Annotated in this window: 20 protein-coding genes and 1 pseudogene; 17 read left to right on the top strand and 4 right to left on the bottom strand. The window is 60.1% G+C overall.

What is annotated here, in order from left to right; all coding sequences use genetic code 11:
* Positions 1-22: 22 nt before the first annotated feature.
* From tcyJ to tcyN, 3 genes are read left to right on the top strand one after another with little or no spacing between them, the layout of a single operon-like run.
* Positions 23-823 (top strand): cystine ABC transporter substrate-binding protein, encoded by an 801-nt coding sequence (tcyJ, locus tag J0F90_RS14645; RefSeq protein ID WP_016927325.1) that lies wholly within the window; start codon positions 23-25, stop codon positions 821-823.
* Positions 823-1,485, top strand: a complete 663-nt coding sequence (tcyL, locus tag J0F90_RS14640) for a cystine ABC transporter permease (protein WP_016927326.1) — start codon at positions 823-825, stop codon at positions 1,483-1,485. Before tcyJ ends, tcyL begins: the two co-directional genes overlap by 1 nt.
* Before the next feature lie 3 nt (positions 1,486-1,488).
* Complete coding sequence (gene tcyN, locus J0F90_RS14635) at positions 1,489-2,241, top strand: L-cystine ABC transporter ATP-binding protein TcyN (RefSeq protein ID WP_015378232.1); 753 nt, start codon at positions 1,489-1,491, stop codon at positions 2,239-2,241.
* Positions 2,242-2,270: 29 nt separating this feature from the next.
* Here tcyN and J0F90_RS24895 read toward each other — a convergent pair.
* Positions 2,271-2,369 (bottom strand): annotated as a pseudogene (locus J0F90_RS24895) (type II toxin-antitoxin system HicB family antitoxin); the annotation flags it as partial.
* A 197-nt stretch (positions 2,370-2,566) separates the two neighbouring features.
* On the bottom strand, positions 2,567-6,538 hold the full coding sequence (putA, locus tag J0F90_RS14630; RefSeq protein WP_033640037.1) for a trifunctional transcriptional regulator/proline dehydrogenase/L-glutamate gamma-semialdehyde dehydrogenase: 3,972 nt from the start codon (positions 6,536-6,538) through the stop codon (positions 2,567-2,569).
* Between the two features lie 570 nt (positions 6,539-7,108).
* On the opposite strand from putA, the gene putP reads away from it, so the two are divergent.
* The 6 genes from putP to lpxO all read left to right on the top strand — a co-directional run bounded on the left by putP (position 7,109) and on the right by lpxO (position 14,793).
* A complete protein-coding gene (putP, locus tag J0F90_RS14625; RefSeq protein ID WP_015378228.1) occupies positions 7,109-8,593 on the top strand; it encodes a sodium/proline symporter PutP in 1,485 nt (494 codons plus the stop codon).
* A 243-nt stretch (positions 8,594-8,836) separates the two neighbouring features.
* Entirely contained in the window at positions 8,837-9,682 is an 846-nt protein-coding gene (gene efeU / locus J0F90_RS14620) for an iron uptake transporter permease EfeU (protein WP_016927330.1), read from the top strand.
* 20 nt (positions 9,683-9,702) lie between these two features.
* A complete protein-coding gene (efeO, locus tag J0F90_RS14615) occupies positions 9,703-10,839 on the top strand; it encodes an iron uptake system protein EfeO (protein ID WP_016927331.1) in 1,137 nt (378 codons plus the stop codon).
* Positions 10,840-10,850: 11 nt separating this feature from the next.
* Positions 10,851-12,149, top strand: a complete 1,299-nt coding sequence (gene efeB, locus J0F90_RS14610; RefSeq protein ID WP_033640038.1) for an iron uptake transporter deferrochelatase/peroxidase subunit — start codon at positions 10,851-10,853, stop codon at positions 12,147-12,149.
* A 718-nt stretch (positions 12,150-12,867) separates the two neighbouring features.
* A complete protein-coding gene (phoH, locus tag J0F90_RS14605) occupies positions 12,868-13,656 on the top strand; it encodes a phosphate starvation-inducible protein PhoH (protein WP_015378226.1) in 789 nt (262 codons plus the stop codon).
* Positions 13,657-13,890: 234 nt separating this feature from the next.
* A complete protein-coding gene (lpxO, locus tag J0F90_RS14600; RefSeq protein ID WP_033640039.1) occupies positions 13,891-14,793 on the top strand; it encodes a lipid A hydroxylase LpxO in 903 nt (300 codons plus the stop codon).
* Between the two features lie 36 nt (positions 14,794-14,829).
* Here lpxO and chaA read toward each other — a convergent pair whose 3' ends face one another.
* Positions 14,830-15,933, bottom strand: a complete 1,104-nt coding sequence (gene chaA, locus J0F90_RS14595; RefSeq protein WP_004934723.1) for a sodium-potassium/proton antiporter ChaA — start codon at positions 15,931-15,933, stop codon at positions 14,830-14,832.
* Positions 15,934-16,227: 294 nt separating this feature from the next.
* Entirely contained in the window at positions 16,228-17,046 is an 819-nt protein-coding gene (locus J0F90_RS14590) for a siderophore-interacting protein (RefSeq protein ID WP_033640040.1), read from the bottom strand.
* 130 nt (positions 17,047-17,176) lie between these two features.
* On the opposite strand from J0F90_RS14590, the gene chaB reads away from it, so the two are divergent.
* From chaB to J0F90_RS14550, 8 genes are all read left to right on the top strand, one after another.
* Entirely contained in the window at positions 17,177-17,404 is a 228-nt protein-coding gene (gene chaB, locus J0F90_RS14585; protein WP_016927335.1) for a putative cation transport regulator ChaB, read from the top strand.
* A 252-nt stretch (positions 17,405-17,656) separates the two neighbouring features.
* On the top strand, positions 17,657-18,352 hold the full coding sequence (locus tag J0F90_RS14580; RefSeq protein ID WP_016927336.1) for a gamma-glutamylcyclotransferase: 696 nt from the start codon (positions 17,657-17,659) through the stop codon (positions 18,350-18,352).
* A gap of 300 nt (positions 18,353-18,652) precedes the next feature.
* Positions 18,653-19,606: an HTH-type transcriptional regulator Cbl gene (cbl, locus tag J0F90_RS14575; protein ID WP_004934716.1), complete on the top strand. Its 954-nt coding sequence runs from the start codon at positions 18,653-18,655 to the stop codon at positions 19,604-19,606.
* A gap of 174 nt (positions 19,607-19,780) precedes the next feature.
* A complete protein-coding gene (locus tag J0F90_RS14570; protein WP_016927337.1) occupies positions 19,781-21,349 on the top strand; it encodes an ABC transporter substrate-binding protein in 1,569 nt (522 codons plus the stop codon).
* On the top strand, positions 21,349-22,404 hold the full coding sequence (locus tag J0F90_RS14565; protein ID WP_033640041.1) for an ABC transporter permease: 1,056 nt from the start codon (positions 21,349-21,351) through the stop codon (positions 22,402-22,404). Before J0F90_RS14570 ends, J0F90_RS14565 begins: the two co-directional genes overlap by 1 nt.
* Positions 22,401-23,270: an ABC transporter permease gene (locus J0F90_RS14560; protein WP_033640042.1), complete on the top strand. Its 870-nt coding sequence runs from the start codon at positions 22,401-22,403 to the stop codon at positions 23,268-23,270. The genes J0F90_RS14565 and J0F90_RS14560 overlap by 4 nt, the downstream gene beginning before the upstream one ends.
* Positions 23,260-24,102 carry an ABC transporter ATP-binding protein gene (locus J0F90_RS14555; RefSeq protein ID WP_016927340.1) on the top strand — a complete coding sequence of 281 codons (843 nt, stop codon included), beginning with the start codon at positions 23,260-23,262 and terminating at the stop codon, positions 24,100-24,102. The genes J0F90_RS14560 and J0F90_RS14555 overlap by 11 nt, the downstream gene beginning before the upstream one ends.
* Positions 24,099-24,770, top strand: a complete 672-nt coding sequence (locus J0F90_RS14550; protein ID WP_033640043.1) for an ABC transporter ATP-binding protein — start codon at positions 24,099-24,101, stop codon at positions 24,768-24,770. Before J0F90_RS14555 ends, J0F90_RS14550 begins: the two co-directional genes overlap by 4 nt.
* The last annotated feature ends 3 nt before the right edge of the window (positions 24,771-24,773 follow it).

Raw genomic sequence — 24,773 nt, 5'->3', positions numbered from 1 at the left:
TAAACAACATACAGGGGTGTTTATGATGTTTGCAAAAGTTCGTCGCCAATGGTTATTGGGCGTGGTGGGCGTTGCGTTGGCCGCCGGTTTGACGACTCAAACCTACGCCGCCGACAATCTGCTGCAGCAGGTGAAGCAGCGCGGCACGCTGATCGTCGGGCTGGAAGGCACCTATCCGCCGTTCAGTTTCCAGGGGGAAGACGGCAAATTGACCGGTTTCGAAGTGGATTTCGCCAACGCGCTGGCGGAACATCTGGGCGTGAAAGCCAAGCTGAACCCGACCAAGTGGGACGGTATGCTGGCTTCGCTGGATTCGAAGCGCATCGACGTGGTCATCAATCAGGTGACGCTCTCCGATGAGCGCAAGAAGAAATATGACTTCTCCACCCCTTACACCGTTTCCGGTATTCAGGCGCTGGTGAAAAAGGGCAACGAAGGCACCATCACCAAGCCGGAAGACCTGAAGGGCAAGAAGGTCGGCGTTGGCCTGGGCACCAACTATGAGCAATGGCTGCGCGAGAACGTGCAGGGCGTGGACGTGCGTACCTACGACGACGACCCGACCAAGTATCAGGATCTGCGCGTCGGCCGCATCAACGCCATCCTGGTGGATCGCCTGGCGGCGTTGGATCTGGTGAAGAAAACCGGCGATACGCTGGCGGTGGCCGGCCCGGCATTCTCCCGCCAGGAGTCCGGTGTGGCGCTGCGCAAAAATAACCCAGAGCTGCTGGCCGCGATTGACCAGGCGATCGCCGAGATGCAAAAAGACGGCACGCTGGCGAAGATCTCCGAAAAATGGTTTGGCGCGGACGTAACTAAATAATGCACGAAAGTATTCAACTGGCGCTGGATTCAGCGCCATTTTTATTGAAGGGCGCCATACTGACGCTGCAGCTGAGCCTGGGCGGTATGGCGCTAGGCTTGTTGCTCGGTTTTCTGTTGGCGCTGATGCGCCTTTCGCCGCTGTGGCCGCTGTCGTGGCTGTCGCGCATTTACGTGTCGCTGTTCCGCGGCACGCCGTTGATCGCCCAGCTGTTTATGATCTATTACGGTCTGCCGCAGTTCGGCGTTGAATTCGATCCCTTCCCGGCGGCGCTGATTGGCCTGTCGCTCAATACCGCCGCCTACACCTCAGAAACGCTGCGCGCGGCGATTTCGTCGATCGACAAAGGGCAGTGGGAAGCCGCCGCCAGCATCGGCATGACCCGTTGGCAAACCCTGCGCCGGGTGATCCTGCCGCAGGCGGCGCGCACCGCCTTGCCGCCGCTGGGCAACAGTTTTATCGGCCTGGTGAAGGACACCTCGCTGGCCGCCACCATTCAGGTGCCGGAACTGTTCCGCCAGGCGCAGCTCATCACCTCGCGCACGCTGGAAGTGTTCACCATGTACCTGGCGGCATCGCTGATTTACTGGGTGATGGCGACCCTGCTTTCCGCACTGCAAAACCGTCTGGAAGCCCACGTTAATCGCCAGGATCAGGAGTAACGCATGAGTGCCATTGAAGTTAAGCAATTGACCAAGCAGTTCAAAGGTCAGACGGTGCTGCATGGGATCGATCTGGCGGTGGACGCCGGTGAAGTGGTGGCGATCATCGGCCCGAGCGGCTCAGGGAAAACCACCTTGTTGCGCTGCATCAACCTGCTGGAGGAGCCGGATTCCGGCACCATTCGCGTCGGCGATATCCTGATCGACGGCAGCAAGCCGCTGAGCAAACAGAAAAATCAGGTGCGCGCGCTGCGCCAGCAGGTCGGTTTCGTGTTCCAGAACTTCAACCTGTTTCCGCACCGTTCGGTGCTGGAAAACATCATCGAAGGGCCGGTTATCGTTAAAGGCGAGGCGAAAGCCAGCGCCGAACAGCGCGCTCGTGCGTTGCTGGCCAAGGTGGGGCTGAGCGGCAAAGAGGCGGCTTATCCGCGTCGGCTGTCCGGCGGGCAGCAGCAGCGGGTGGCAATCGCGCGCGCGCTGGCGATGCAGCCGGAGGTGATTTTGTTCGATGAGCCGACGTCGGCGCTCGATCCCGAGCTGGTGGGGGAAGTGCTCAATACCATGCGTTCACTGGCGGAAGAGAAACGCACCATGGTGATCGTCACCCATGAAATGAGCTTCGCCCGCGACGTGGCCGATCGGGTTATCTTTATGGATCACGGCCGCATCGTCGAACAGGGCCCGGCCAAAGCGCTGTTCGCCAATCCGCAGCATCAGCGTACCCAGCAATTCCTCGATAAGTTCCGGAATCAATAAGGCGTCGGGGGCGTTTCCCCCGACCGCATTCACTCCGCTTTCAACCATTCATTGCGCGCGGCGGCGGCGAGAAATCCGCTGCGGCTGCCGTATCCCGGATGTTGCCGAACCAGAGAGTCAATGCGTCTCGTAGCGCTCTGATGCGGCTTTCAAGCAGAGTAATCCGTCTATGTTGTGATCGTCCATGAGCGACGCCCCACCCTGTAAGGATAACAAGGCGCTAACGGCCGATCGGGCTGCGGACAATAAAAAACCCTGCACGAGCGCAGGGTTTGCGTAGCGGCGAGCAAATCAGGCGGCAATGGATTGCCGCCTTGAGGATGCGTTAACCGATGGTCATCAGGCTGGCGTTACCGCCGGCGGCGGCGGTGTTGACGCTCAGCGAACGTTCGATCAGCAGGCGTTCCAACAGAATGTTGGTTTCACCGTGGGCGAAGCCCTGCACCGAGACGATGGCGCCGCCGCGCTGCGCGATCTGCTCGCACAGGGTGCGCAACTGGTCGGCATCGCCGTGGTAGATGGCGGCATCGAACTCGATCTTGTCCTGCTGCCAGTCTTTGCTGAAGGCGATGCGCGCCTGCACATCGTTCGGCAAGCGGCGGAACAGGTCGCGTTGCAGTTCCGCTTCCGGCCACAGCGCGCAGCTGCCAACCGCCAGCACGGCGGCCAGCTGGATCAGCGCGTCGGCTTCGTTATCCGCCAGGCACAGCACGCGTTCACGCGGCAGCAGGGCATAGGTATTGCGCTCGCCGGTCGGGCCCGGCAGCGGGCGTACGGTGCCGCCCTGGCCCAGTTCCGCATAGCGCTGCGCCAATGCCGCCAGTTCGCCGTGCTGGCTGGTGACCGCCCATTTCTCCAGCGATTGCAGCGCCCCCAACAGTTGCGGCCGCGCGGTGGCTTCCATCGGACGCTCTTCGTCCTGACGGTGCAGCGTACGTTGCAGCGCGTCGTCCGGACGGTTGGCCAGCAGACGGTACAGGTACAGCGGGCCGCCGGCTTTCGGGCCGGTGCCCGACAGGCCTTCGCCGCCGAACGGCTGCACGCCGACCACTGCGCCGACCATGTTGCGGTTGACGTACAGGTTGCCGACCTTGGCGCGTTCGGTCACCCGGGCGATGGTTTCATCGATACGGGTGTGAATGCCCAGCGTCAGGCCATAACCGGCGGCGTTGATCTGATCGACCAGCGCGTCCAGATTGTTGCGCTGGAAGCGCACCACGTGCAGCACCGGGCCGAAGATCTCTTTCTGCAGCTCGTCGAAGCTGTCGAGTTCGATCAGCGTCGGCTTGATGAAGGTGCCGCGCGCCCACTCTTTCTCATCCTGCGCGCTGCCTTTGGCGGCCTGGTACACCTTGCGGCCTTTGGCGCGCATCGCCTGGATGTGGCGTTCGATGCCGGTTTTGGCTTCGGCGTCGATCACCGGGCCCACGTCGGTGGACAGGCGCTCCGGGTTGCCCATGCGGCATTCGGCCATCGCGCCGCGCAGCATTTGCAGCGTGTGCTCGGCCACGTCTTCCTGAATGCACAGGATACGCAGCGCGGAGCAGCGCTGGCCGGCGCTGTCGAAGGCGGAGGCCACCACGTCGGTCACCACCTGCTCGGTCAGGGCGGAAGAGTCGACGATCATGGCGTTCAGGCCGCCGGTTTCGGCGATCAGCGGCGTCGGCCGGCCTTGCGGATCGAGACGACCGGCGATGCTGCGCTGCAGAATGCCGGCGACGTCGGTGGAGCCGGTGAACATCACGCCGCGGACGCGGGCGTCGTTGACCAGCGTCGAGCCGACGGTTTCACCCTGGCCCGGCAGCAGCTGCAGCACGCCTTGCGGAATGCCGGCCTCCAGCAGGATGCGCACCGCCTGCGCGGCCACCAGCGGCGTTTGCTCGGCCGGTTTGGCCAGCACGCTGTTGCCCGCCGCCAGCGCGGCGGCGATTTGGCCGGTGAAGATCGCCAGCGGGAAGTTCCACGGGCTGATGCAGACCACCGGGCCCAGCGGGCGGTGGCTGTCGTTGGCGAAGTCGTCGCGCACCTGGCCGGCGTAGTAGTGCAGGAAGTCGACCGCTTCACGCACTTCGGCGATGGCGTTGTTGAAGGTTTTACCCGCTTCACGCACCAGAATGCCCAGCAGGCTTTGCAGCTGGCTTTCCATCAGTTCGGCGGCGCGTTCGAGGATCGCGGCGCGTTCCGTCGGCGGCGTAGCGAACCAGATTGGGCCGGCGGCCGCGGCGGCGTCGAGCGCGCGGCTGACTTCGCCTTCGGTGGCTTCACGCACGTAGCCGACCACATCGCCCGGCTCGGCCGGGTTGATCACCGGCTGCTCCACGCCCTGATCCAATTCGGCGTCGATAATCGGTTCCGCGCGCCACGGATGGCTGGCGCTGGTGAGCAGGGCGCTGGAGAGCGAGGCCAGACGCTGTTCGTTGGACAGATCCAGACCGCTGGAGTTAACGCGTTTCTCGCCGTACAGCTCGCGCGGCAGCGGGATGCGCGGATGCGGCAGGCCAATCTGACCTTCGTTGGCCGCCAGCGCTTCCACGGCGCTGACCGGATCGGCCACCAGTTCGTCGAGCGGCAGGGTGGCGTCGGCGATGCGGTTGACGAACGAGGTGTTGGCGCCGTTTTCCAGCAGGCGGCGCACCAGGTAAGCCAGCAGCGTTTCATGGGTGCCGACCGGTGCGTAGATGCGGCAAGGGCGGTTCAGTTTGCCGTCGGCCACTTTACCCACCACCTGTTCGTACAGCGGCTCACCCATGCCGTGCAGGCACTGGAATTCATACTGGCCAGGGTAGTAGTTGTTGCCGGCCAGGTGATAGATGGCGCTCAGGGTATGGGCGTTGTGGGTCGCGAACTGCGGATAGATCAGGTTCGGCACCGACAGCAGCTTGCGGGCGCAGGCCAGATAGGAAACGTCGGTGTACACCTTGCGGGTGTATACCGGGTAGCCTTCCAGGCCGTCCATCTGGGCGCGTTTGATTTCGCTGTCCCAGTAGGCGCCTTTCACCAGACGGATCATCAGGCGACGGCGGCTGCGTTGCGCCATGTCGATCACCGCGTCGATGGCGAACGGGCAACGTTTCTGATAGGCCTGGATCACGAAGCCGATGCCGTTCCAGCCGGCCAACTGCGGCTCGAAGCACAGCTTCTCCAGCAGATCGAGCGAGATTTCCAGGCGGTCGGCCTCTTCGGCGTCGATGTTGATGCCGATATCATACTGGCGCGCTTGCAGGGTCAGCGACAGCAGGCGCGGATAAAGCTCTTCCATCACGCGTTCGTACTGTGCGCGGCTGTAGCGCGGGTGCAGGGCGGACAGCTTGATGGAAATGCCGGGGCCTTCATAGATGCCGCGGCCGTTGGAGGCTTTGCCGATGGCGTGGATCGCCTGCTGGTAGGAAACCAGGTAGGCCTGCGCGTCGGCTTCGGTCAGGGCGGCTTCGCCCAGCATGTCGTAGGAATAGCGGAAACCTTTTTCTTCCAGCTTGCGCGCGTTGGCCAGCGCTTCGGCGATGGTTTCGCCGGTCACGAACTGCTCGCCCATCAGGCGCATCGCCATGTCCACGCCTTTGCGGATCAGCGGTTCGCCGCTCTTGCTGATAATGCGGTTCAGCGAACGGGACAGATTGGCTTCGTTATGCGTGGACACCAGCTTGCCGGTGAACAGCAGGCCCCAGGTCGCGGCGTTGACGAACAGCGACGGGCTGCGCCCCAGGTGCGAGTGCCAGTTGCCGTTGCTGATCTTGTCGCGGATCAGGGCATCGCGGGTCGGTTTGTCCGGAATGCGCAGCAGCGCTTCCGCCAGGCACATCAGCGCCACGCCTTCCTGCGAGGAGAGGGAGAACTCTTGCAGCAGGCCTTGCACCATGCCGGCGCGGCCGTTTGCACTTTTTTGGTTACGCAACTTCTCGGCGATGCCATAGGCCATTTTGTGAGTGGCCTGTGCAAGATCGGCGGGTAATCGCGCCTGTTCGAGCAACATCGGCACCGCTTCGGTCTCTGGGCGGCGATAGGCGGCGGTGATGGCGGCGCGGGTCACCGACTGAGGCAGAATTTGTTCGGCAAAATCGAGGAATGGCTGGTGTGACTCTTCCTGCGCTTGCGGCATAATGTCGTCCGCTTCAGGCTGGCCCGCTGCGGCCAGCGCTGGAATTTCAGGAATATCGGTACCGCTCTCGAGACGCTCGAGGTAATTAAAGATGGCCTGCTTGATGAGCCAGTGCGGCGTGCGATCGATGCGCTGCGCGGCGCTCTTGATCCGGTCGCGTGTTGCCTCGTCGAGTTTCACGCCCATTGTGGTAGTGCCCATGCCTGTCCAACTCCTGTGTTTAGAACCTATCCCATCAGGCTAGACAAACAGCAGGCCGGAAAGCCTGTTGGGATAGGTTCGTGAGATGTGTGGGTTAAGAATGCAGACAATATCCTGCATGTTGCAACTTTGTGCAACCTTGTTAAATCAGGCTGATGAGCGAAGTGTGAGTTTCATCGATTTTTTAACACGGGCAGTTGGCATGAATGTTGCGTTATTGAGCGAATGCGGCAGGGTTTATTACGCCGCAGGCGCTTTACCTTGCGGTATATAAGGGTAATAGCAAGGTGCAACTCATTTTGCTTGTCGTGAGTGCAACCTTTGAGCCCGGTAAATGTGACGCAGGGTAAACTTTGTGTAACTTTGTTGTTAAATATCTTGTTGGTTGATGAAAGGCTCATCTAGGATAACCGACGGTCAACAATTACGGGCAGAAACTATTTTACCTGCACTCGCTAGCAGGCTGCGCCACGTTCCGGCGCGGCGGCCAGTGAAATGCATTGCGCGTGGGTTTACCGGCGCCGGCATGGCCGGAGCGAAACGCGAATAATAATGAAAGTGGAGAATTAAATGACAATGAGCACACCTATGCTGGTGACCTTCCTGGTGTACATTTTCGGGATGGTGCTGATCGGCCTGCTTGCCTACCGGGCAACCAATAACTTTGATGACTATATTCTCGGCGGCCGCAGTTTGGGCAGCGTGGTGACCGCGCTGTCCGCCGGCGCTTCCGACATGAGCGGCTGGTTGCTGATGGGCCTTCCGGGCGCCATCTTCCTCTCCGGCATCTCTGAAAGCTGGATCGCCATCGGCCTGACCATCGGCGCTTACCTGAACTGGAAGCTGGTGGCAGGAAGGCTGCGCGTGCATACCGAAGCCAACAATAACGCCCTGACGCTGCCGGACTATTTCACCAGCCGTTTTGAAGACAACAGCAAGCTGCTGCGGGTGATCTCGGCCATCGTCATTCTGGTGTTCTTCACCATTTACTGCGCCTCCGGCATCGTGGCCGGCGCGCGCCTGTTCGAAAGCACCTTCGGCATGAGCTACGAAACCGCCCTGTGGGCCGGCGCCGCGGCGACCATCCTGTATACCTTTATCGGCGGTTTCCTGGCGGTGAGCTGGACCGACACCGTACAGGCCAGCCTGATGATTTTCGCGCTGATCCTGACGCCGGTGATCGTGATCTTCGCCGTCGGCGGCATCGATACGTCGATGCTGGTGATCCAGGCGAAGAACCCGGCCAACCTCGACATGCTGAAGGGGCTGAACTTCGTCGCCATCCTGTCGCTGCTGGGTTGGGGCCTGGGCTACTTCGGCCAGCCGCACATCCTGGCGCGTTTCATGGCGGCGGATTCTCACCGCACCATCCGCAGCGCGCGCCGCATCAGCATGACCTGGATGATCCTGTGTCTGGCCGGGACCATCGCCGTCGGTTTCTTCGGCATCGCTTACTTCGCCAATAACCCGGATCAGGCCGGCAACGTGTCGCAGAACGGCGAACGCGTGTTCATCGAACTGGCGATGTTGCTGTTCAACCCATGGGTGGCGGGCGTGCTGCTGTCGGCGATTCTGGCGGCGGTCATGAGCACCCTGAGCTGCCAACTGCTGGTGTGCTCCAGCGCGATCACCGAAGACCTGTACAAGGCATTTCTGCGCAAGGGCGCCAGCCAGCGTGAGCTGGTGTGGGTCGGCCGCGTGATGGTGCTGGTGGTGGCGCTGATCGCCATCGCGTTGGCGGCCAACCCGGAGAACCGCGTACTGGGCCTGGTGAGCTATGCCTGGGCCGGTTTCGGCGCCGCCTTCGGCCCGGTTGTGCTGATCTCGGTAATGTGGTCGCGCATGACCCGCAACGGCGCGTTGGCCGGTATGCTGGTCGGTGCGGTGACGGTGATCGTCTGGAAACAGTACGAATGGTTGGGCCTGTACGAAATCATCCCTGGCTTCATCCTGGGTTGCCTGGCCATCGTGGTGGTGAGCCTGATGGGCCGCCAGCCATCCTCAACCATGACCGAACGTTTCGATCAGGCGGAAGCCGAATACAAAACGGTATAACGCCGTTCGATGTCAGTCGGCAAGGGGCGCGCAGAGCGCCCCTTCTTTTTGCCTGTTTGCCCGTCATTCGGCTGTAACACCTGGCGACATTTGATTAGAAAAAATCACGCTTGCGCCTCTTGTATTTCTTTTTGCCAGAATGATAATCACTCTCGTTGTATTTTACGTTTCTTTACATACTCGCCGCGGCTCATTTCGAGCCGGTTTGCTCTGCCGCCGCGGTCTTTTCAGGGGTGATTAGTTATGTTCGTTCCCTTTCTTATCATGTTCCGTGAGGGGCTGGAGGCCGCGCTGATCGTCAGCCTGATCGCCAGCTACCTGAAGCGCACGCAGCGCAGCCAATGGCTGGGCGCGGTGTGGATCGGCGTAATTGTCGCCGCGGCGCTGTGTCTGGCGCTCGGCATCTTCATCAATGAAACCACCGGCGAGTTCCCGCAGAAGCAGCAGGAGCTGTTCGAAGGCATCGTGGCGGTGGTGGCGGTGCTGATCCTCACCTATATGGTGTTCTGGATGCGTAAGGTGTCCAAATCGGTCAAGGTGCATCTGGAAGGGGCTATCGATCAGGCGCTCAGCGCCGGTAAAGGTCAGGGATGGGCGCTGGTAGCGATGGTGTTCTTCGCCGTGGCGCGCGAAGGGCTAGAGTCGGTGTTCTTCCTGCTGGCGGCGTTTCAGCAAGACGTGGGCGCCGCGGCGCCGATCGGCGCGGTGCTCGGCCTGGTGGCCGCCATCGTGCTGGGCATGATGATTTACTGGGGCGGGGTGAAGCTGCACCTGGCCAAATTCTTCAAATGGACCAGCCTGTTCATTCTGTTCGTCGCCGCCGGCCTGGCCGCCGGGGCGATCCGCGCCTTCCACGAAGCCGGTCTATGGAACCACTTCCAGGACATCGCCTTCGATTTCAGCAGCACCCTGTCGACCCATTCGCTGTTCGGCACCCTGCTGGAAGGCATTCTCGGTTACCAGGAAGCGCCGACGGTCAGCGAAGTGGCGGTCTACTTCCTGTATCTGATCCCGGCGCTGATTTTCTTTTTCCTGCCGCAGCGCGCGGAGCCGGCAGCGGCCCCGGCGCAACGTAAAATCAATCATTAATGTTTAATAGGGAATCTCGTATGTCTACTCCGTTATTTCGCCGCAAGGCGTTGCACGCAGCATTACTGGCTATCCCGGCGTTTGCGCTGAGCCTCGACGCCTTGGCGGCGGACGTGCCGCAGGTCAAGGTTACGGTTAACGACAAGCAGTGCGAACCGATGCAGCTGACGGTCCCGGCCGGCAAGACGCAGTTTGTGGTGCACAACACCAGCCAGAAAAACGTCGAATGGGAAATCCTGAAAGGGGTGATGGTGGTGGAAGAGCGCGAGAACATCGCGCCGGGCTTTACCCAGAAAATGACCGCCACGCTGGAAGCGGGCGAATATGACATGACCTGCGGGCTGCTGAGCAATCCGAAAGGCAAACTGATCGTCACCGCAGCGGCCAACGGCGCCACCGACGGCAAGCCGAACGCGCTGGACCTGGTCGGCCCGATCGCCGAATACAAGGTTTACGTCACCAAAGAAGTCGATGGGTTGGTGAAACAGACCAAGCTGTTTACCGACGCGGTGAAGGCCGGCAACGTGGAGCAGGCGCGCAAGCTGTATGCGCCGACCCGCCAGCACTATGAGCGCATCGAGCCGATCGCCGAGTTGTTCTCCGATCTGGACGGCAGCATCGACGCCCGCGAAGACGACTACGAGAAGAAAGCGGCGGACCCGAACTTCACCGGCTTCCACCGTCTGGAGAAGGCGCTTTTTGCCGACAACTCGACCAAAGACATGGGCAAATATGCCGATCGTCTGTATCACGACACCGTTGAGCTGCAAAAACGCGTGAGTGAACTGACCTTCCCGCCGAGCAAGGTGGTGGGCGGCGCAGCTGGGCTGATCGAAGAAGTGGCGGCCAGCAAGATCAGCGGTGAAGAAGACCGTTACAGCCGCACCGATTTGTGGGACTTCCAGGCCAACGTCGACGGCGCGCAAAAGATAGTCAATCTGCTGCGCCCGCTGCTGGTTAAGGCCAATAAGCCGCTGCTGGACAAGATCGACGCCAACTTCAAAACCGTGGACACCATTTTGGCGAAGTACCAAACCAAAGAGGGTTATGAGTCCTATGAGAAGCTGACCGATGCCGATCGCAATGCGTTGAAAGGGCCGATCACCACGCTGGCGGAAGATCTTTCCCAGCTGCGCGGCGTATTGGGTCTGGACTGAGGCATACGGTTATGAGCAACAAGGCAGGCCCGCATAACGGGCCGCATCCGCAATCGCAGGGGGCGGCATCGCCTTCGCGACGCCGTTTGCTGCAAGGGCTGGGGCTGGGCGCGCTGGCGCTGGGCGGCAGCCGCCTGGCTCAAGCGGCGGGCAACGCGGCGGAGCCGTTGGCGACGCCGCAGGATGAGCGCTGGCAGAAACAGCCGTTTTATGGCCGCCATCAGGCTGGGGTGCTGACGCCGCAACAGGCGGCGATGATGCTGGTGGCGTTCGATGTGCTGGCGACCGACAAAGCGGGGCTGGAGCGCCTGTTCCGGCTGCTGACCGATCGCATCGCCTTCCTGACTCACGGCGGCAAGGCGCCGGAGGTGGACGCCAAGCTGCCGCCGCTCGATTCCGGCATCATGGGGCCGGAGATTTACCCGGACAACCTGACCATCACCGTGTCGGTCGGCGCATCGCTGTTTGATGAACGCTTTGGTCTGCAGGCGCAAAAGCCGCTGCGGCTGCAGAAAATGACCCGTTTCCCCAACGATGCGTTGGACGCCGCGCTTTGCCACGGCGACCTGCTGCTGCAGATCTGCGCCAACACCAACGAAACGGTGATTCACGCGCTGCGCGACATCATTAAGCATTCGCCGGATCTGCTCAGCGTGCGTTGGAAGCGGGAGGGATTCATCTCCGCGCACGCGGCGCGCAGCAAAGGCAAAGAGACGCCGATCAACCTGTTGGGGTTCAAAGACGGCACCGCCAACCCGAAAACCGACGACAAACCGCTGATGGATAAGGTGGTGTGGGTCGGCGACAACGTCGGTGAGCCGGCGTGGACGGCGGGCGGCAGCTATCAGGCGGCGCGCATTATTCGTTTTCGCGTCGAGTTTTGGGATCGCACGCCGCTGCAGGAGCAGGAAACCATCTTCGGCCGCGAGAAGCACAGCGGGGCGCCGCTGGGCATGAAGCATGAACATGACGAGCCGGACTACGCGAACGATCCCGACGGCAAGGTGATCCCGATGGATGCGCACATCCGGCTGGCTAACCCTCGCACGCCGGAAAGCCAAAGCAACCTGATGCTGCGGCGCGGCTACAGTTATTCCCTTGGCGTCTCCAATGCCGGGCAGCTGGAAATGGGGCTACTGTTCGTCTGCTATCAGGCCGATCTGGAGAAAGGTTTCCTGACGGTGCAAAAAAGGCTGAACGGCGAAGCGCTGGAGGAATACATCAAGCCGATTGGCGGCGGGTATTTCTTCGTGTTGCCGGGCGTGAAAGAGGGCGGCGATTATCTGGCCAGCGGCCTGCTCAAGGCCTGAAGCCGGAATGACGAGGCGGGATCTTCCGCCTCGTTTTACGTTTGTCTTACCCGCTGCAGGGGGGCAGTGAACGATGAAACGCAATTCAATGCTTTGCCGGCAGATTAAAAAACACGCAGTCATGCTGTTTTTGATTGCGCAAAATTTAATCGGGAAACCAAAGTGTCATTCGCGGGTTTTAATTGTAATACATTGATATTTATTGATTATAATTTTCTATGGAATGACGTCTTGGGCGTGATATAGTGTTTTTGCGTTAACTGAAAACAAAAAATATTAAATTTTTTTACATTTTAGTAACGACGTGGGATTGAATGTCATTATACTGTAATCATCTGGCGGTAGTTTTCACACGGTGCACAGCTTGAAGCTGTAAATATCACTGCGGGGATCGCTAATGGTAAAGTCCTTGGTTGGGCTGGAAAGAAAAAATAACACATCTCCCCTGATTTCTCGTTGTAACGAGGGTTCTCTCTCCGACTCTCTTTTACCGGCAACTCCGCACTCTTATCGCTACCGAATCTCATCGCTTTTTACTCCACGTTTATTGATGCAGTCCGCGTTGTCCCGTGAAGACACGGCGCTTAAGCGTTGCCGTCGATTCACCTTGTCCCTTGGCTCTTATTGGCTCGGAGGAGGCCAAAACCTAATACGTGTGTGAAACATAATCGCGCGGCCTGGCCGTTGCGGTAGGTGAAACAAACTGTAAGGTGCCACTATGGGTAGACAGAAAGCAGTGATCAAAGCACGTCGTGAAGCGAAACGCGTTATTCGTCGTGACGCTCGTAGTCATCGCCAGCTGGAAGAAGAGTCTGTGACCTCGCTGGTGCAAATGGGGGGAGTCGAGTCTATCGGCATGGCGCGAGACAAGCGCGATAGCTCACCCATCGAGGCTAGAACCGAAGCTCAGGGTCATTACTTATCAGCCATAGAGAATAAGCAGCTGATCTTCGCCACCGGCGAAGCCGGCTGCGGCAAAACATTTATCAGCGCCGCCAAGGCGGCGGAGGCGCTGATCCATAAAGAGGTGGATCGGATTATCGTTACCCGTCCTGTTTTGCAGGCGGATGAAGATCTCGGTTTCTTGCCGGGGGATATCTCCGAGAAGTTCGCGCCTTATTTCCGCCCGGTGTATGACATTCTGGTGCGCCGTTTAGGATCTTCCTTTATGCAGTACTGCCTGCGCCCGGAAATCGGCAAGGTGGAGATTGCGCCGTTCGCTTATATGCGCGGGCGCACCTTCGAAAATGCGGTCGTTATCCTGGATGAAGCCCAGAACGTGACCGCCAGCCAGATGAAAATGTTCCTGACCCGCCTGGGGGAAAACGTGACGGTTATCGTTAACGGCGACGTAACCCAGTGCGACCTGCCGCGCGGCGTGAAATCCGGCCTCAGCGATGCCCTGGAACGCTTCGAAGAGGACGAGATGATCGGCGTTATCCGCTTTGAAAAACAGGACTGCGTGCGTTCCGCTCTGTGCCAGCGCACGCTCAACGCTTACAGTTAACCTATCCGCTAATGGAAAGGCCGCTTCGGCGGCCTTTTTTATCTCCGCAATTTCCCCTCTCGTTTAACCTTTGTGTAAATTATTGTGGTTTTCTGTATAGATTTTCGTTGAGTTAGCGTTAATGATTAATGGGTTCCAGATTGGCGCGCAATTTGCCTGTGCCGCCAAAAGGACATTATCTGGGGTGTGCGCCGCGCGGCGCATAGCGTGTGGGTTCCTTGATGCGATTCAAACATGAAATACATCATTCTGCTTTTGCTTATTTTATGCGTCGTCTATGTGCATTACCGCGGGCGGGTGCGCTACAACGTGTGGCGTCAGCTGTCTGACCATTCCACCTTTACCGCACCGCTGAACGTCTTCATGTATCTGTTTTCCCGTGTGCCGACCACGCCGTACCTGAAGCCGGAGCAGTTTCCTGAGCTGACGGTATTGAGAGATAACTGGGAGACCATCCGCGACGAAGGACAGAAGCTGATGGAGATCCAGCAGATCAAGGCGTCCGATCAATTCAACGACGCCGGTTTCAACTCGTTCTTCAAGACCGGTTGGAAGCGCTTTTACCTGAAATGGTATGAGGACAGCCATCCGTCCGCCATGACCCTGTGCCCGCAGACCACGGAACTGCTGCGCAGCCTGCCTTCGGTCAAGGCGGCGATGTTTGCCGAACTGCCGGATGGCAGCCGGTTGCCGCGCCACCGCGACCCTTACGCCGGTTCGCTGCGTTATCACCTGGGGCTGATTACCCCCAACGATGACCGCTGCTTTATTGAGGTGGACGGCGAACGCTACAGCTGGCGCGACGGTGAAGGCGTGATGTTCGATGAAACCTATCTGCACTACGCGGAAAATCAGAGCGGGCAGAATCGTCTGATCCTGTTCTGCGACATCGAACGGCCGATGCGCTACCGCTGGGCGCAGGCGGTTAACCACTGGCTGGGGCGCAATCTGATGAGCGCCGCCACCGCGCCGAATGAAGAGGGCGATCGCACCGGCGGCGTCAACAAGATGTTCAAATACATCTATGCGATACGCCGGGTGGGGAAACGCCTGAAGGCCTGGAACCGTACCGGTTATTACATCATCAAGTGGATTTTGTTCGGGGGGATCGCCGCGGCGATATTCTTCTCGGTATAACGAAGGCAGGGGCGCACAGAGTGCGCCCCTTTTTGATCAGGCGAAGATCGTCATCATGTAGGCGGCGAACAGCGCCAGGTGGGCGGTGCCGTTCAGCACGTTGGTGCGGCCGGTCGAGAACGACAGCTGGCACAGCAGCAACACCGTCAGCATCACCACGATATGCGGCGTTTGCAGGCCGAAGATCAGCGTCTGCCCGGTCAGGGTGGCGATGATGGTGACCGCCGGCACGGTCAGGGAGATGGTCGCCAGCACCGAACCGAAGAACAGGTTCATGGCGCGTTGCACCTGGTTGTTCAACACGGCGCGCAGCGCGCCCAGGCCTTCCGGCGACAGGATCAGCAGCGCCACCAGGAAGCCGGTGAACTGCGCCGGCGCATTCATCTTGGTCAGCAGGCCTTCCAGCGGATTGGCGTTGAACTTGGTGACGGCGATAACCGCGATCAGGTGCACGATGAGCCAGGCGGCGTGCCAGGCGCTGCTGTGCGAAGAGGGCTTGCCGTGATGCGGATCGCCATCGTCGTCTTCATGCTCGTACACGAATAGGCTTTGGTGGGTTTTGGTCTGGATCACCAGGAATACGCCATACATGGCGGCGGAAATCAGCGCCACCAGCAGCGCTTGCCCGGTGCTGAAGTTGCCGCCCGGCAGCGCGCTCGGGAATACCAGCACGATCACCGCCAGCGGGAAAATCGCCATCAGATACTGCTTTATGCCGCCGAGGTTGACGTACTGGGTGGCGAACTTGCGCCCGCCGAGCAGCAGCGCGAAGCCGACCAGGCCGGCGGAAACGATCATGATGATGGAGTACAGCGTGTCGCGCATCAGCGCCGGCGCGGCGTCGCCGGTGGCCATCAACGCCGAGATCAGACTGACTTCGAGGATCACCACCGACAGGCTGAGGATCAGCGAGCCGTAGGGTTCGCCCAATCGGTGGGCCAGCACGTCGGCGTGGCGCACCACGCTGAAGGCGCTGCTGAGGATCCCCACCAGCGCGAGAATATTGATGCCGACAATCAGCGGAAAGTTAGCGGTGCTGCCCCATAAATTCAACACCACCAGCGCGGCGATGGGGAAGATCAGCGAGTATTCGGTGTGGCGAGACTTGGTGGATCGGCCAGGATCGTGTTGCGACTTCATGAGGGTGGCACTCCTTCTCAAACAGCGTAGCCCGTCAGCGCCGGTCGCCGTGATGCGGCAACTCTGCGTTTCCAGTAGGTATTTTATATTAGGATACACCCGCGGCGCCGGTGTGATGTTGTTTTTATCTGAGAAAGCAATTGCTTGCTTTATGTGATCAGGGTAACAAAAAAACCGCACGGGGTGCGGTTTTATTTACTTACTTTTACGCAATAACGCTAATTTTTAACGTTAGATTTGAGAAAAGTCGTGTTTACTCGTTTACTGCTCGGTTAATCAAGGAGAATGAGACGGTCAGTCGTCAATATTATCCATGATTTCATGCCGTTTATTGTGGTAACCCTCTTCATTTAGCCCCTCACGCCAGTAAGGCACGGCATAAAGACGATTACGATCGCATTGACGTTCGCGCCGCAGGTAACGGCGCAACTCTACTACCAGGCGATCTTCACCGGCGAGCCAGAAGTGCGCTTCACCCTGCGGCACGGACTGCGCGCGGAACCTAGCGACCAATTCGTCGGTTTTCTCTGTGCCGCCGACGACCCAATTCACCTCAACGCCGGCAGGCTTTTTCAGGTCAATCACGTCGGCAGTGCTATCGACGCGGACGAAAGCGCGCCCGGCGCCGTGCGGCGGCAGGTTTTCCAGCAGCGCGGCCAACGCCGGCAGCGAGGAAGGATCGCCCGCCAGGCAGTAGAAGTCGGCGGCCGGCAGCATCGGTTTGGGGCCGCCTGGATTGCTGATGCCGATTTTATCGCCGATTTTCGCCTGGCGCGCGAAGTCGACCGCCGGTCCCTGGTGATCGTGAATGGCGAATTCGATGTCCACTTCCGCCTGTTCCGGGCGCACGGCGCGAATGGAATAGGTGCGCACGATCGGGCGCACGGCATCGGCAGCCCAGCGCGGGCCGTTTTCGGTCAGCGTCGGCAGATCCGGCTGCGTTTGGCCGGCGAGCGGCAAAAAGACCTTGATGTGCGCGGCGGCGGCGTTGGCCGGGTAGTAGCGCAGATCGGGCGCGGTAAAGGTGATGCGGCGCAGGTGCGGCGTAATGTCCTGTACGGCGCTGACGGCGATCAGGTAGGGGGCGCGTGAGCGAGGGGCTTCGGTAGTCACGGGGATCTCCTTATAAGTCGTTTGGCGGTGAGTATACCATGCCGTTTGATAATGAGAATTGTTTGCTCATTGAGGCGTAACCGCGTGTGGGCTAGGCTTAAGGTTCACGCAATACGCACGGGAGGATGTGATGCCATACCAAGACACGAACGACTTGCCGGACAATGTGAAGCATGTGCTGCCGGAACATGCGCAGGCGATCTATAAAGAAGCGTTTAACAGCGCCTGGCAACAATACCGGGATCCCGACGATCGGCGCGGTGACGACAGCCGGGAGGAGACGGCGCATAAAGTAGCCTGGGCGGCGGTCAAGCAAAGCTATCGCAAGGGCGACGACGAACGCTGGCATAAAAAGTAACGCCTCTATGCCCCGGTAAGAATCGCGCAGACGTTATGCTGACCTCGGCAATTAATATTGTTGCTGCTCAGTACAAATACTTTTCCACGTTAACGCCGCTTTGCAACTTGATTGCGCGGCGGGAAAAGAATATGGTCATTATTAATCGGCGCGGTTATTGAATTAATAAAATTCCGCACCAAAAAATAAAATTGCAAAGGTTCAGTAGTGGCGAGGGAGGACGAGAAATCGTATTCCCGGGAGGTTGTAACAGTGTTAACGCGAGATTTTCTGCAAAAAGCGGATTGCAAAACCGCCTTTGGCGCTATTGAGGAGTCGCTGTTGCTGACGCCTGAACAGCGCGCAGCCTCGTTGGAATGCACGCTATCGCGCCGGCCGGATCACAGCCCGGTATGGGTATTCGGTTACGGTTCGCTGATGTGGAATCCGGTTTTCGAATCTGAAGAAGTGCGGCCCGCCATGCTGCAGGGCTGGCATCGGGCGTTCTGCATGCGTTTGACCGCCGGGCGCGGCACGCTGCACCAGCCGGGGCGCATGCTGGCGCTGAAAGAGGGCGGCCAGACCACCGGATTGGCGTTTCGTCTGCCGGAAGGCAAGCTGCGTGAAGAGCTGGAGCTGCTTTGGAAGCGCGAAATGGTGACCGATTGCTACGTGCCGACCTGGTGTGAACTGCAGTTGGATGGCGGAGAGACCGTCACGGCGCTGGTGTTCGTGATGAACGCGCAGCACCCGCTGTTTGAAGCAGACACCAGCCACCAGGTGATCGCGCCATTGATCGCCAGCGCCAGCGGCCCGCTGGGCACCAACGCGCAATACCTGTTTGCGCTGGATAACGAGCTGAAGCACCACGGCATGCAGGATGATTGCATCGGCGATCTGGTGCGCTATGTACAGCAATGGTTGCAGCAGAACCGCACCGGCGGCATCGGCAGCGAGGCCACCGCCTGAGGCTGCTGCGGGAATGCGAACGGTGAGGGGCTCAGCATGCTGGGCCCTTTTTTATATCTAATGCCTCTATTTAATAACTTTATTTTGCATGATGACTTAAGTCGCTTTATTTGTGTGGTTATTTATCTCTTTATTTTTAAAGCCATTCATCATTTTCCCCCGTCCTCATCCCCCGAGAGCCACGATAAATAATTCACTTAGTATTAAATTGCATAAGTAAAGGTTATTTCTTATTTGTTCAGCCCCGCAGGACTCCGTATCAATATGGCAGACGCTACTGCAAGAAACAGGGAGACGGGGATGAACTTTCAACAATTAAAAATTATTCGCGAATCGGCGCGCTGCAACTACAACCTGACCGAGGTCGCCAATACCTTATTTACTTCGCAGTCCGGCGTTAGCCGGCATATTCGCGAGTTGGAAGAAGAGCTGGGCATCGAAATATTCATTCGCCGCGGCAAACGGCTGCTGGGCATGACCGAGCCCGGCAAAGAGCTGCTGGTGGTGGCGGAGCGCATTCTTAACGACGCGAACAACATCCGTCGCCTGGCGGATGTCTTCAGCAGCAACGATTCGGGGCAGCTGCATATCGCGACGACGCACACCCAGGCGCGCTATAGCCTGCCGGGGGTGATCAAAGAGTTTCGCGCGCTTTACCCACGGGTGCGGGTGGTGCTCAATCAGGGCAGCCCGGAGGAGATCGTCTCGATGCTGGCCGCCGGTGAAGCCGACATCGGTATTGCCAGCGAACGGCTGATGAGCGACGAGTCGCTGGCGGCGTTCCCTTACTACCGCTGGCATCACACCATTCTGGTGCCGGAAGGGCACGAGTTGACGCGGCAGCCGCAGGTGACGCTGGAGATGCTCAGCACCTTGCCGCTGATCACTTACCGCCAGGGCATTACCGGCCGCGCGAAGCTGGATGCGGCGTTCAAATCGGCGGGCCTGACGCCGGACATCGCGCTCAGCGCGCAAGATTCCGACGTAATTAAAACCTATGTCGAGCTGGGGTTGGGCGTGGGCGTGCTGGCGGACATGTCGTATGAAAAAGAGCGCGATCGCGGGTTGGTCAGCCTCAACGCCGAGCATTTGTTTGAACCCAATACGGTCTGGCTGGGCCTGAAACGCAGCCAGCTGCAGCGCAACTATGCCTGGCGCTTTATTCAGCTGTGCAACCCGACGTTGTCGCTGACCGAAATCAAAGACAAGGTCTTCTCGTCGCAGCTGGATGCGGTGATTGACTACCAGATTTAATCGATAGCGGCAGGCAATGCCTGCCGCACATGCTGCATCGCCTGCCTAATAATCAAAATCCCATCTATATACATAAAAAGAATATCTATAGTGATTTAAGTACCTTCAGCTGCCGATCGTGCTCGCATACACTCGCAAAATTATTATAAATTCCATCCGCTTGGAGAGTTTCAGATGAAAGCGCTCGTTCCTTCTTTGCTGTTTTTGGCCGTGGCGGCCAGCGTAAACGCACAGGCGGCGACGCCGGCCAACACGCTGGTGATCGCGCAATCTATCGATGACGTGGTCAGCTTTGACCCGGCCCAGGGATTTGAGTTAACCACGGTGCAGTCGTTCAACAGCCTGTATCAACGTCTGATCCAGTCAGATCCGCACAATCCCATCGATCTTAAACCAACCCTGGCCAGCAGCTGGCAGGCCGGCGCCGACGATCGCAGCCTGACTTTCAGCCTGCGCCCGGACGCCACGTTCGCCAGCGGCAATCCGCTGCGGCCGGAAGACGTGATCTTCTCGCTTTCACGGGTGGTTAAACTCAATCTCGAACCGTCGTTTATCCTGACGCAGCTGGGCTGGAACGCGAAGAACGTGGAGCAACACCTGAGCAAGGTGGACGAACATACGGTAAAAATCAGCTGGAGTGAGAACGTCAGCCCGGCCTTCGTGCTCAGCCTGCTGTCGGCGCCGGTATCCTCGATCGTTGACGCCAAAGAGGCGCTGGCGCACCAGCAGGGCGACGATCTGGGGCATCAATGGTTGAACAGCCACTCCGCCGGCAGCGGCCCTTACAAAATCCGCACCTATGTGCCGCACGAAGTGGTGGTGCTGGACGCCAATCCCGGCTCGCCGGAAGGGGCGCCGACGCTGAAAACCATCCTGATCAAAAACGTGCCCGATCCGGCGGCGCGCCGTTTGCTGATCGAGCAGGGCGATGCCGATATCGCCCGCAACCTGGGGGCGGACCAGATGGCGGCCCTGAAGGGTAAGCCGGGCGTCAAACCGTTGGCCATTCCTTACGCCTCGCTTTATTTCCTGCAGTTCAACGCCAAGGCGTCGCCGGCGCTCGGCAATCCGGCGTTCTGGGAGGCGGCGCGCTGGCTGTTCGATTACCAAGGCATCGCCGACGATCTGCTGAAAGGGCAATTCCAGAGCCATCAGGCATTCCTGCCGGACGGTTATCTGGGCGCGCTCAAGGATCAGCCGTACAGCTTCAATCCGCAGAAAGCCAAAGAAATACTGGCCAAAGCGGGGCTGAGCAACGTCAGTTTCCGCCTGGACGTCAACAACCAGCCGCCGTATCTGGATATCGCCCAGGCGCTGCAGGCCAGTTTTGCCCAGGGCGGCGTGAAGGTCGAACTGGTGCCGGGCATCAGTTCGCAGGTCTCCACCAAGGTGAAAGCGCTTAACTACGATGCGACGCTGACCTCCTGGGGGCCGGATTACTTCGACCCTAACACCAACGCCGCCGCCTTCGCCTACAACCCGGAAGACGGCAGCAAGACGCTGGCCTGGCGCGCCAACTGGCAGATCCCGGCGCTGAGCAAGCTGACGCTGGCCGCCACCGCGGAAAATGACACTGCCAAACGGGTGGCAGACTACCAGCAACTGCAAAAACAGGTGCAGCAAAGCTCGCCGTTTGTCATCGGCCTGCAGGCGCGCAGCCTGATTGCGGTGCGTGACAACCTCAAGGGCTATGTGCAGGGCATCAACCCTGACATGGTGTTCTACAGCAAGGTCAGCAAGTAATGGCCGCTGACCTGTCCGCCGGCGCCGGGGCGGCCCGGCGGTATTGGCGCTGGGGCGGGCGGCTGCTCGGCGGCGCGCTGTCTCTGGCGCTGACGTTGCTTGGCCTGCTGCTGTTCACCTTCATGCTGTCGCACCTGGCGCCGATCGATCCGGCGCTGCAGGTGGCGGGCGATCACGCCAGCGAAGCCACCTATGCGCAGGTGCGGCACGAGCTGGGGTTGGATCAGCCGCTGCCGGTGCAATTTTGGCGTTACCTGGTGCACCTGGCGCACGGCGATTTGGGCATTTCGCGTATTACCGCGCAGCCGGTGTTGAGCGATCTGTTGCGCACCTTCCCGGCGACGGTGGAGCTGGCCACCTGCGCCATTATCCTCGGCGCCCTCGGCGGCATTACGCTGGCGTTTCTGGCGGTGCTCAAACCGGGCAGCTGGCTGGATAACGCGGCGCGTCTGCTGTCGCTGATCGGTTATTCGGTGCCGATTTTCTGGCTGAGCCTGCTTGGGCTGTTGCTGTTCTACGCCACGCTGCATTGGTCGGCGGGGCCGGGGCGGCTGGACGACATTTACTTGTACAGCATGGAGCCGCGCAGCGGTTTCGTGTTGATCGACAGCTGGCTGTCCGGCGATCGTGAAATGTTCTACAACGCCATCGGCCACCTGTGGCTGCCGGTGGTGGCGTTGGCGCTGCTGTCGATGGCGGGCATCACTCGGCTGCTGCGGGCGGCGATGCTGGAAGAGTGCAACAAGGAATACGTGACGCTGGCGCGTTCCAAGGGCGCCGGCCGCCTGCGCATTCTGCTGCGCCATGTGTTCCCCAACGTGCTGGGCACGCTGATCACCGTACTGTCTCTCTCCTACGCCAGCCTGCTGGAGGGCGCGGTATTGACCGAAACGGTGTTCGCCTGGCCCGGCGTCGGGCGTTACCTGACCTCGGCGCTGTTTGCCGCCGACACGCCGGCGATCCTCGGCGCCACGCTGCTGATCGGCGCCTGTTTCGTGCTGTTGAATGCGCTGGCCGACGCCTTGACCTATTTAGTGGATCCGCGAACCCGATGAGCCAATATCTCTCTGAACACGAACCGCAAAGCGAGCCGGTCGTCGGTTACCGCCGCGGTCGACGTCTGACCACGCTGACGCTGGGCGCGGCGCTGGTGGCGATCCTGATCGTCACCGCGCTGCTGGCTCCGTGGCTGGCGCCTTTCGATCCCAATCTGCAGCATATCGAGCTGCGGTTACTGCCGCCTTCCGCCGCACATTGGCTGGGCACCGACGGCTTTGGCCGCGATTTGCTCTCCCGCGTGATTTACGGCGCGCGGCCGACGCTGATCCTGGTGTCGCTGATTTTGGTGTTGACCATTCCCATCGGCCTGCTGGTCGGCATTTGCGCCGGTTACCTCGGCGGCTGGGTCGAGCGCATTTTGATGCGTCTGACCGACATTTTCCTGTCGCTGCCGAGTCTGGTGATCGCGCTGGCGTTCGTGGCGGTCATGGGACCGGGGCTGATGAACGGCGCGCTGGCGCTGGCATTGACCAGCTGGCCGGCCTTTGCCCGCCAGGCGCGGGCCGAAACCCTGGCGCTGCGCCGCAGTGACTACCTGGCGGCGGCGCGCATGCAGGGCATCAACGGGTTGCGGCTGATGGTCGGCCACATTTTGCCTTTATGCCTGCCGAGTGCGGTGGTGCGTGCGGCGCTGAGCCTGGGCGGCATCATCCTGTCCGCCGCCGGTCTGGGGTTCCTCGGCATGGGCGTCGCGCCGCCGACCGCCGAATGGGGGTCGATGGTGGCCGAAGGCAGTAAAGTGATTTTCGACCAATGGTGGGTCGCCGCCGCGCCAGGCGGGGCGATCCTGTTCGCCAGCCTGGCGTTTAACCTGCTGGGCGATGGCCTGCGCGACAAAATGGATCCTCGTCATGGGCACTGATAACACGTTATTGACCGTTGAACGGCTGGCGATCGGCGTGCCGGGGCCGCAGCCGGCGGCGCTGGTGAAGAATATCTCGTTCAGCATGGGGCGGGAGCGGCTGGCGCTGGTCGGCGAGTCCGGTTCCGGCAAATCGTTGACCGCGCGTGCGCTGATGGGGCTATTGCCGCCGCCGTTGCAGCTGCAGGCGCAGCGCCTGACGCTGGGCGACGAAGACTTGACGCGCCTGAGCGAGCGCCAGTGGAGCCGCCTGCGCGGCGACCGGGTGGCGATGGTGATGCAAGATCCCAAGCATGCGTTGAATCCCAATCAGCCGATCGGCCGTCAGGTGGAGGAACCGCTGGTGTTGCATGCCAAGCTGAGCCGCGCCGAGCGGCGTGAAAAAGTGCTGGAGATGCTGGCGGCGGTGGGATTGCCCGATCCGGCGGCGCTGTGCGGCCGTTATCCGCATCAGCTCTCCGGCGGCATGGGGCAGCGGGTGATGCTGGCTATTGCGTTGATCAACGATCCGCAGCTGTTGATTGCCGATGAACCGACTTCGGCGCTGGATCACCAGATGCGCGATCAGGTGCTGCAACTGATAGACAATCTGGTGGCGCAACGCAACATGGGGCTGATCCTGATCAGCCACGATTTGCAGCAGGTGGCGCACCACTGCGAGCGGGTGCTGGTGATGTACAAAGGCGAGCTGTTGGATCAACTGCCGGCAGCAGAGCTGGCGCAGGCCACGCATCCTTATACTCGCACGCTGTGGGCGTGCCGGCCGAGCCGCGAGACGCGCGGCAAACCGCTGCCAGTGCTGGACCGCGCGCTGTTGGAGACGTTGAAATGAGCGTAATTGCACTGGAGAACCTGAGCGTCAGTCACCGCCAGGGCTACGAGCTGCGCACCGTGGTGCATGAGGTTAACCTGCACATCGAACCGGGTGAGTGTTTCGGGCTGGTGGGGCCTTCCGGCTGCGGCAAGTCCTCGTTGCTGTGGGTGCTGGCCGGGCTGAATGGCAACTGGCAGGGCGGTTTTGAGCTGCTGGGGCGGCGGCTGCAACCGGGGCAGGCATTTACCGGCGAACTGCGGCGCGAGGTGCAGATGGTGTTTCAGGATCCCTATGCTTCGCTACACCCCAAGCACCGGCTGTTGCGTACGCTGTCGGAACCGCTCAAATTGATGCAGGAAAGCGACATCGAACGCAAGATCAGCGCGGGCTTTCGCCAGGTGGGGTTGGATCCGCGCCTGCTGGATCGCTACCCGCATCAGCTGTCGGGCGGCCAGCGGCAGCGCGTGGCGATCGTGCGCGCATTGTTGCTGCGGCCGAAGTTGCTGCTGCTGGATGAACCGACTTCGGCGTTGGACATGTCGGTGCAGGCGGAGATCCTCAATCTGCTCAACGAGCTGAAACAGGCGGGCGATCTGACTATGGTGCTGGTCAGCCACGATGCGGACGTGATTGACCACATGTGCGATCGTTCGGTGGCAATGGCGCACGGCCGCATCATCGTTTGACCC

This window comes from Serratia marcescens subsp. marcescens ATCC 13880, from assembly GCF_017299535.1.
Taxonomy (GTDB): Bacteria; Pseudomonadota; Gammaproteobacteria; order Enterobacterales; family Enterobacteriaceae; genus Serratia; species Serratia marcescens.
This window is presented reverse-complemented; position numbering and strand designations above follow the sequence as displayed.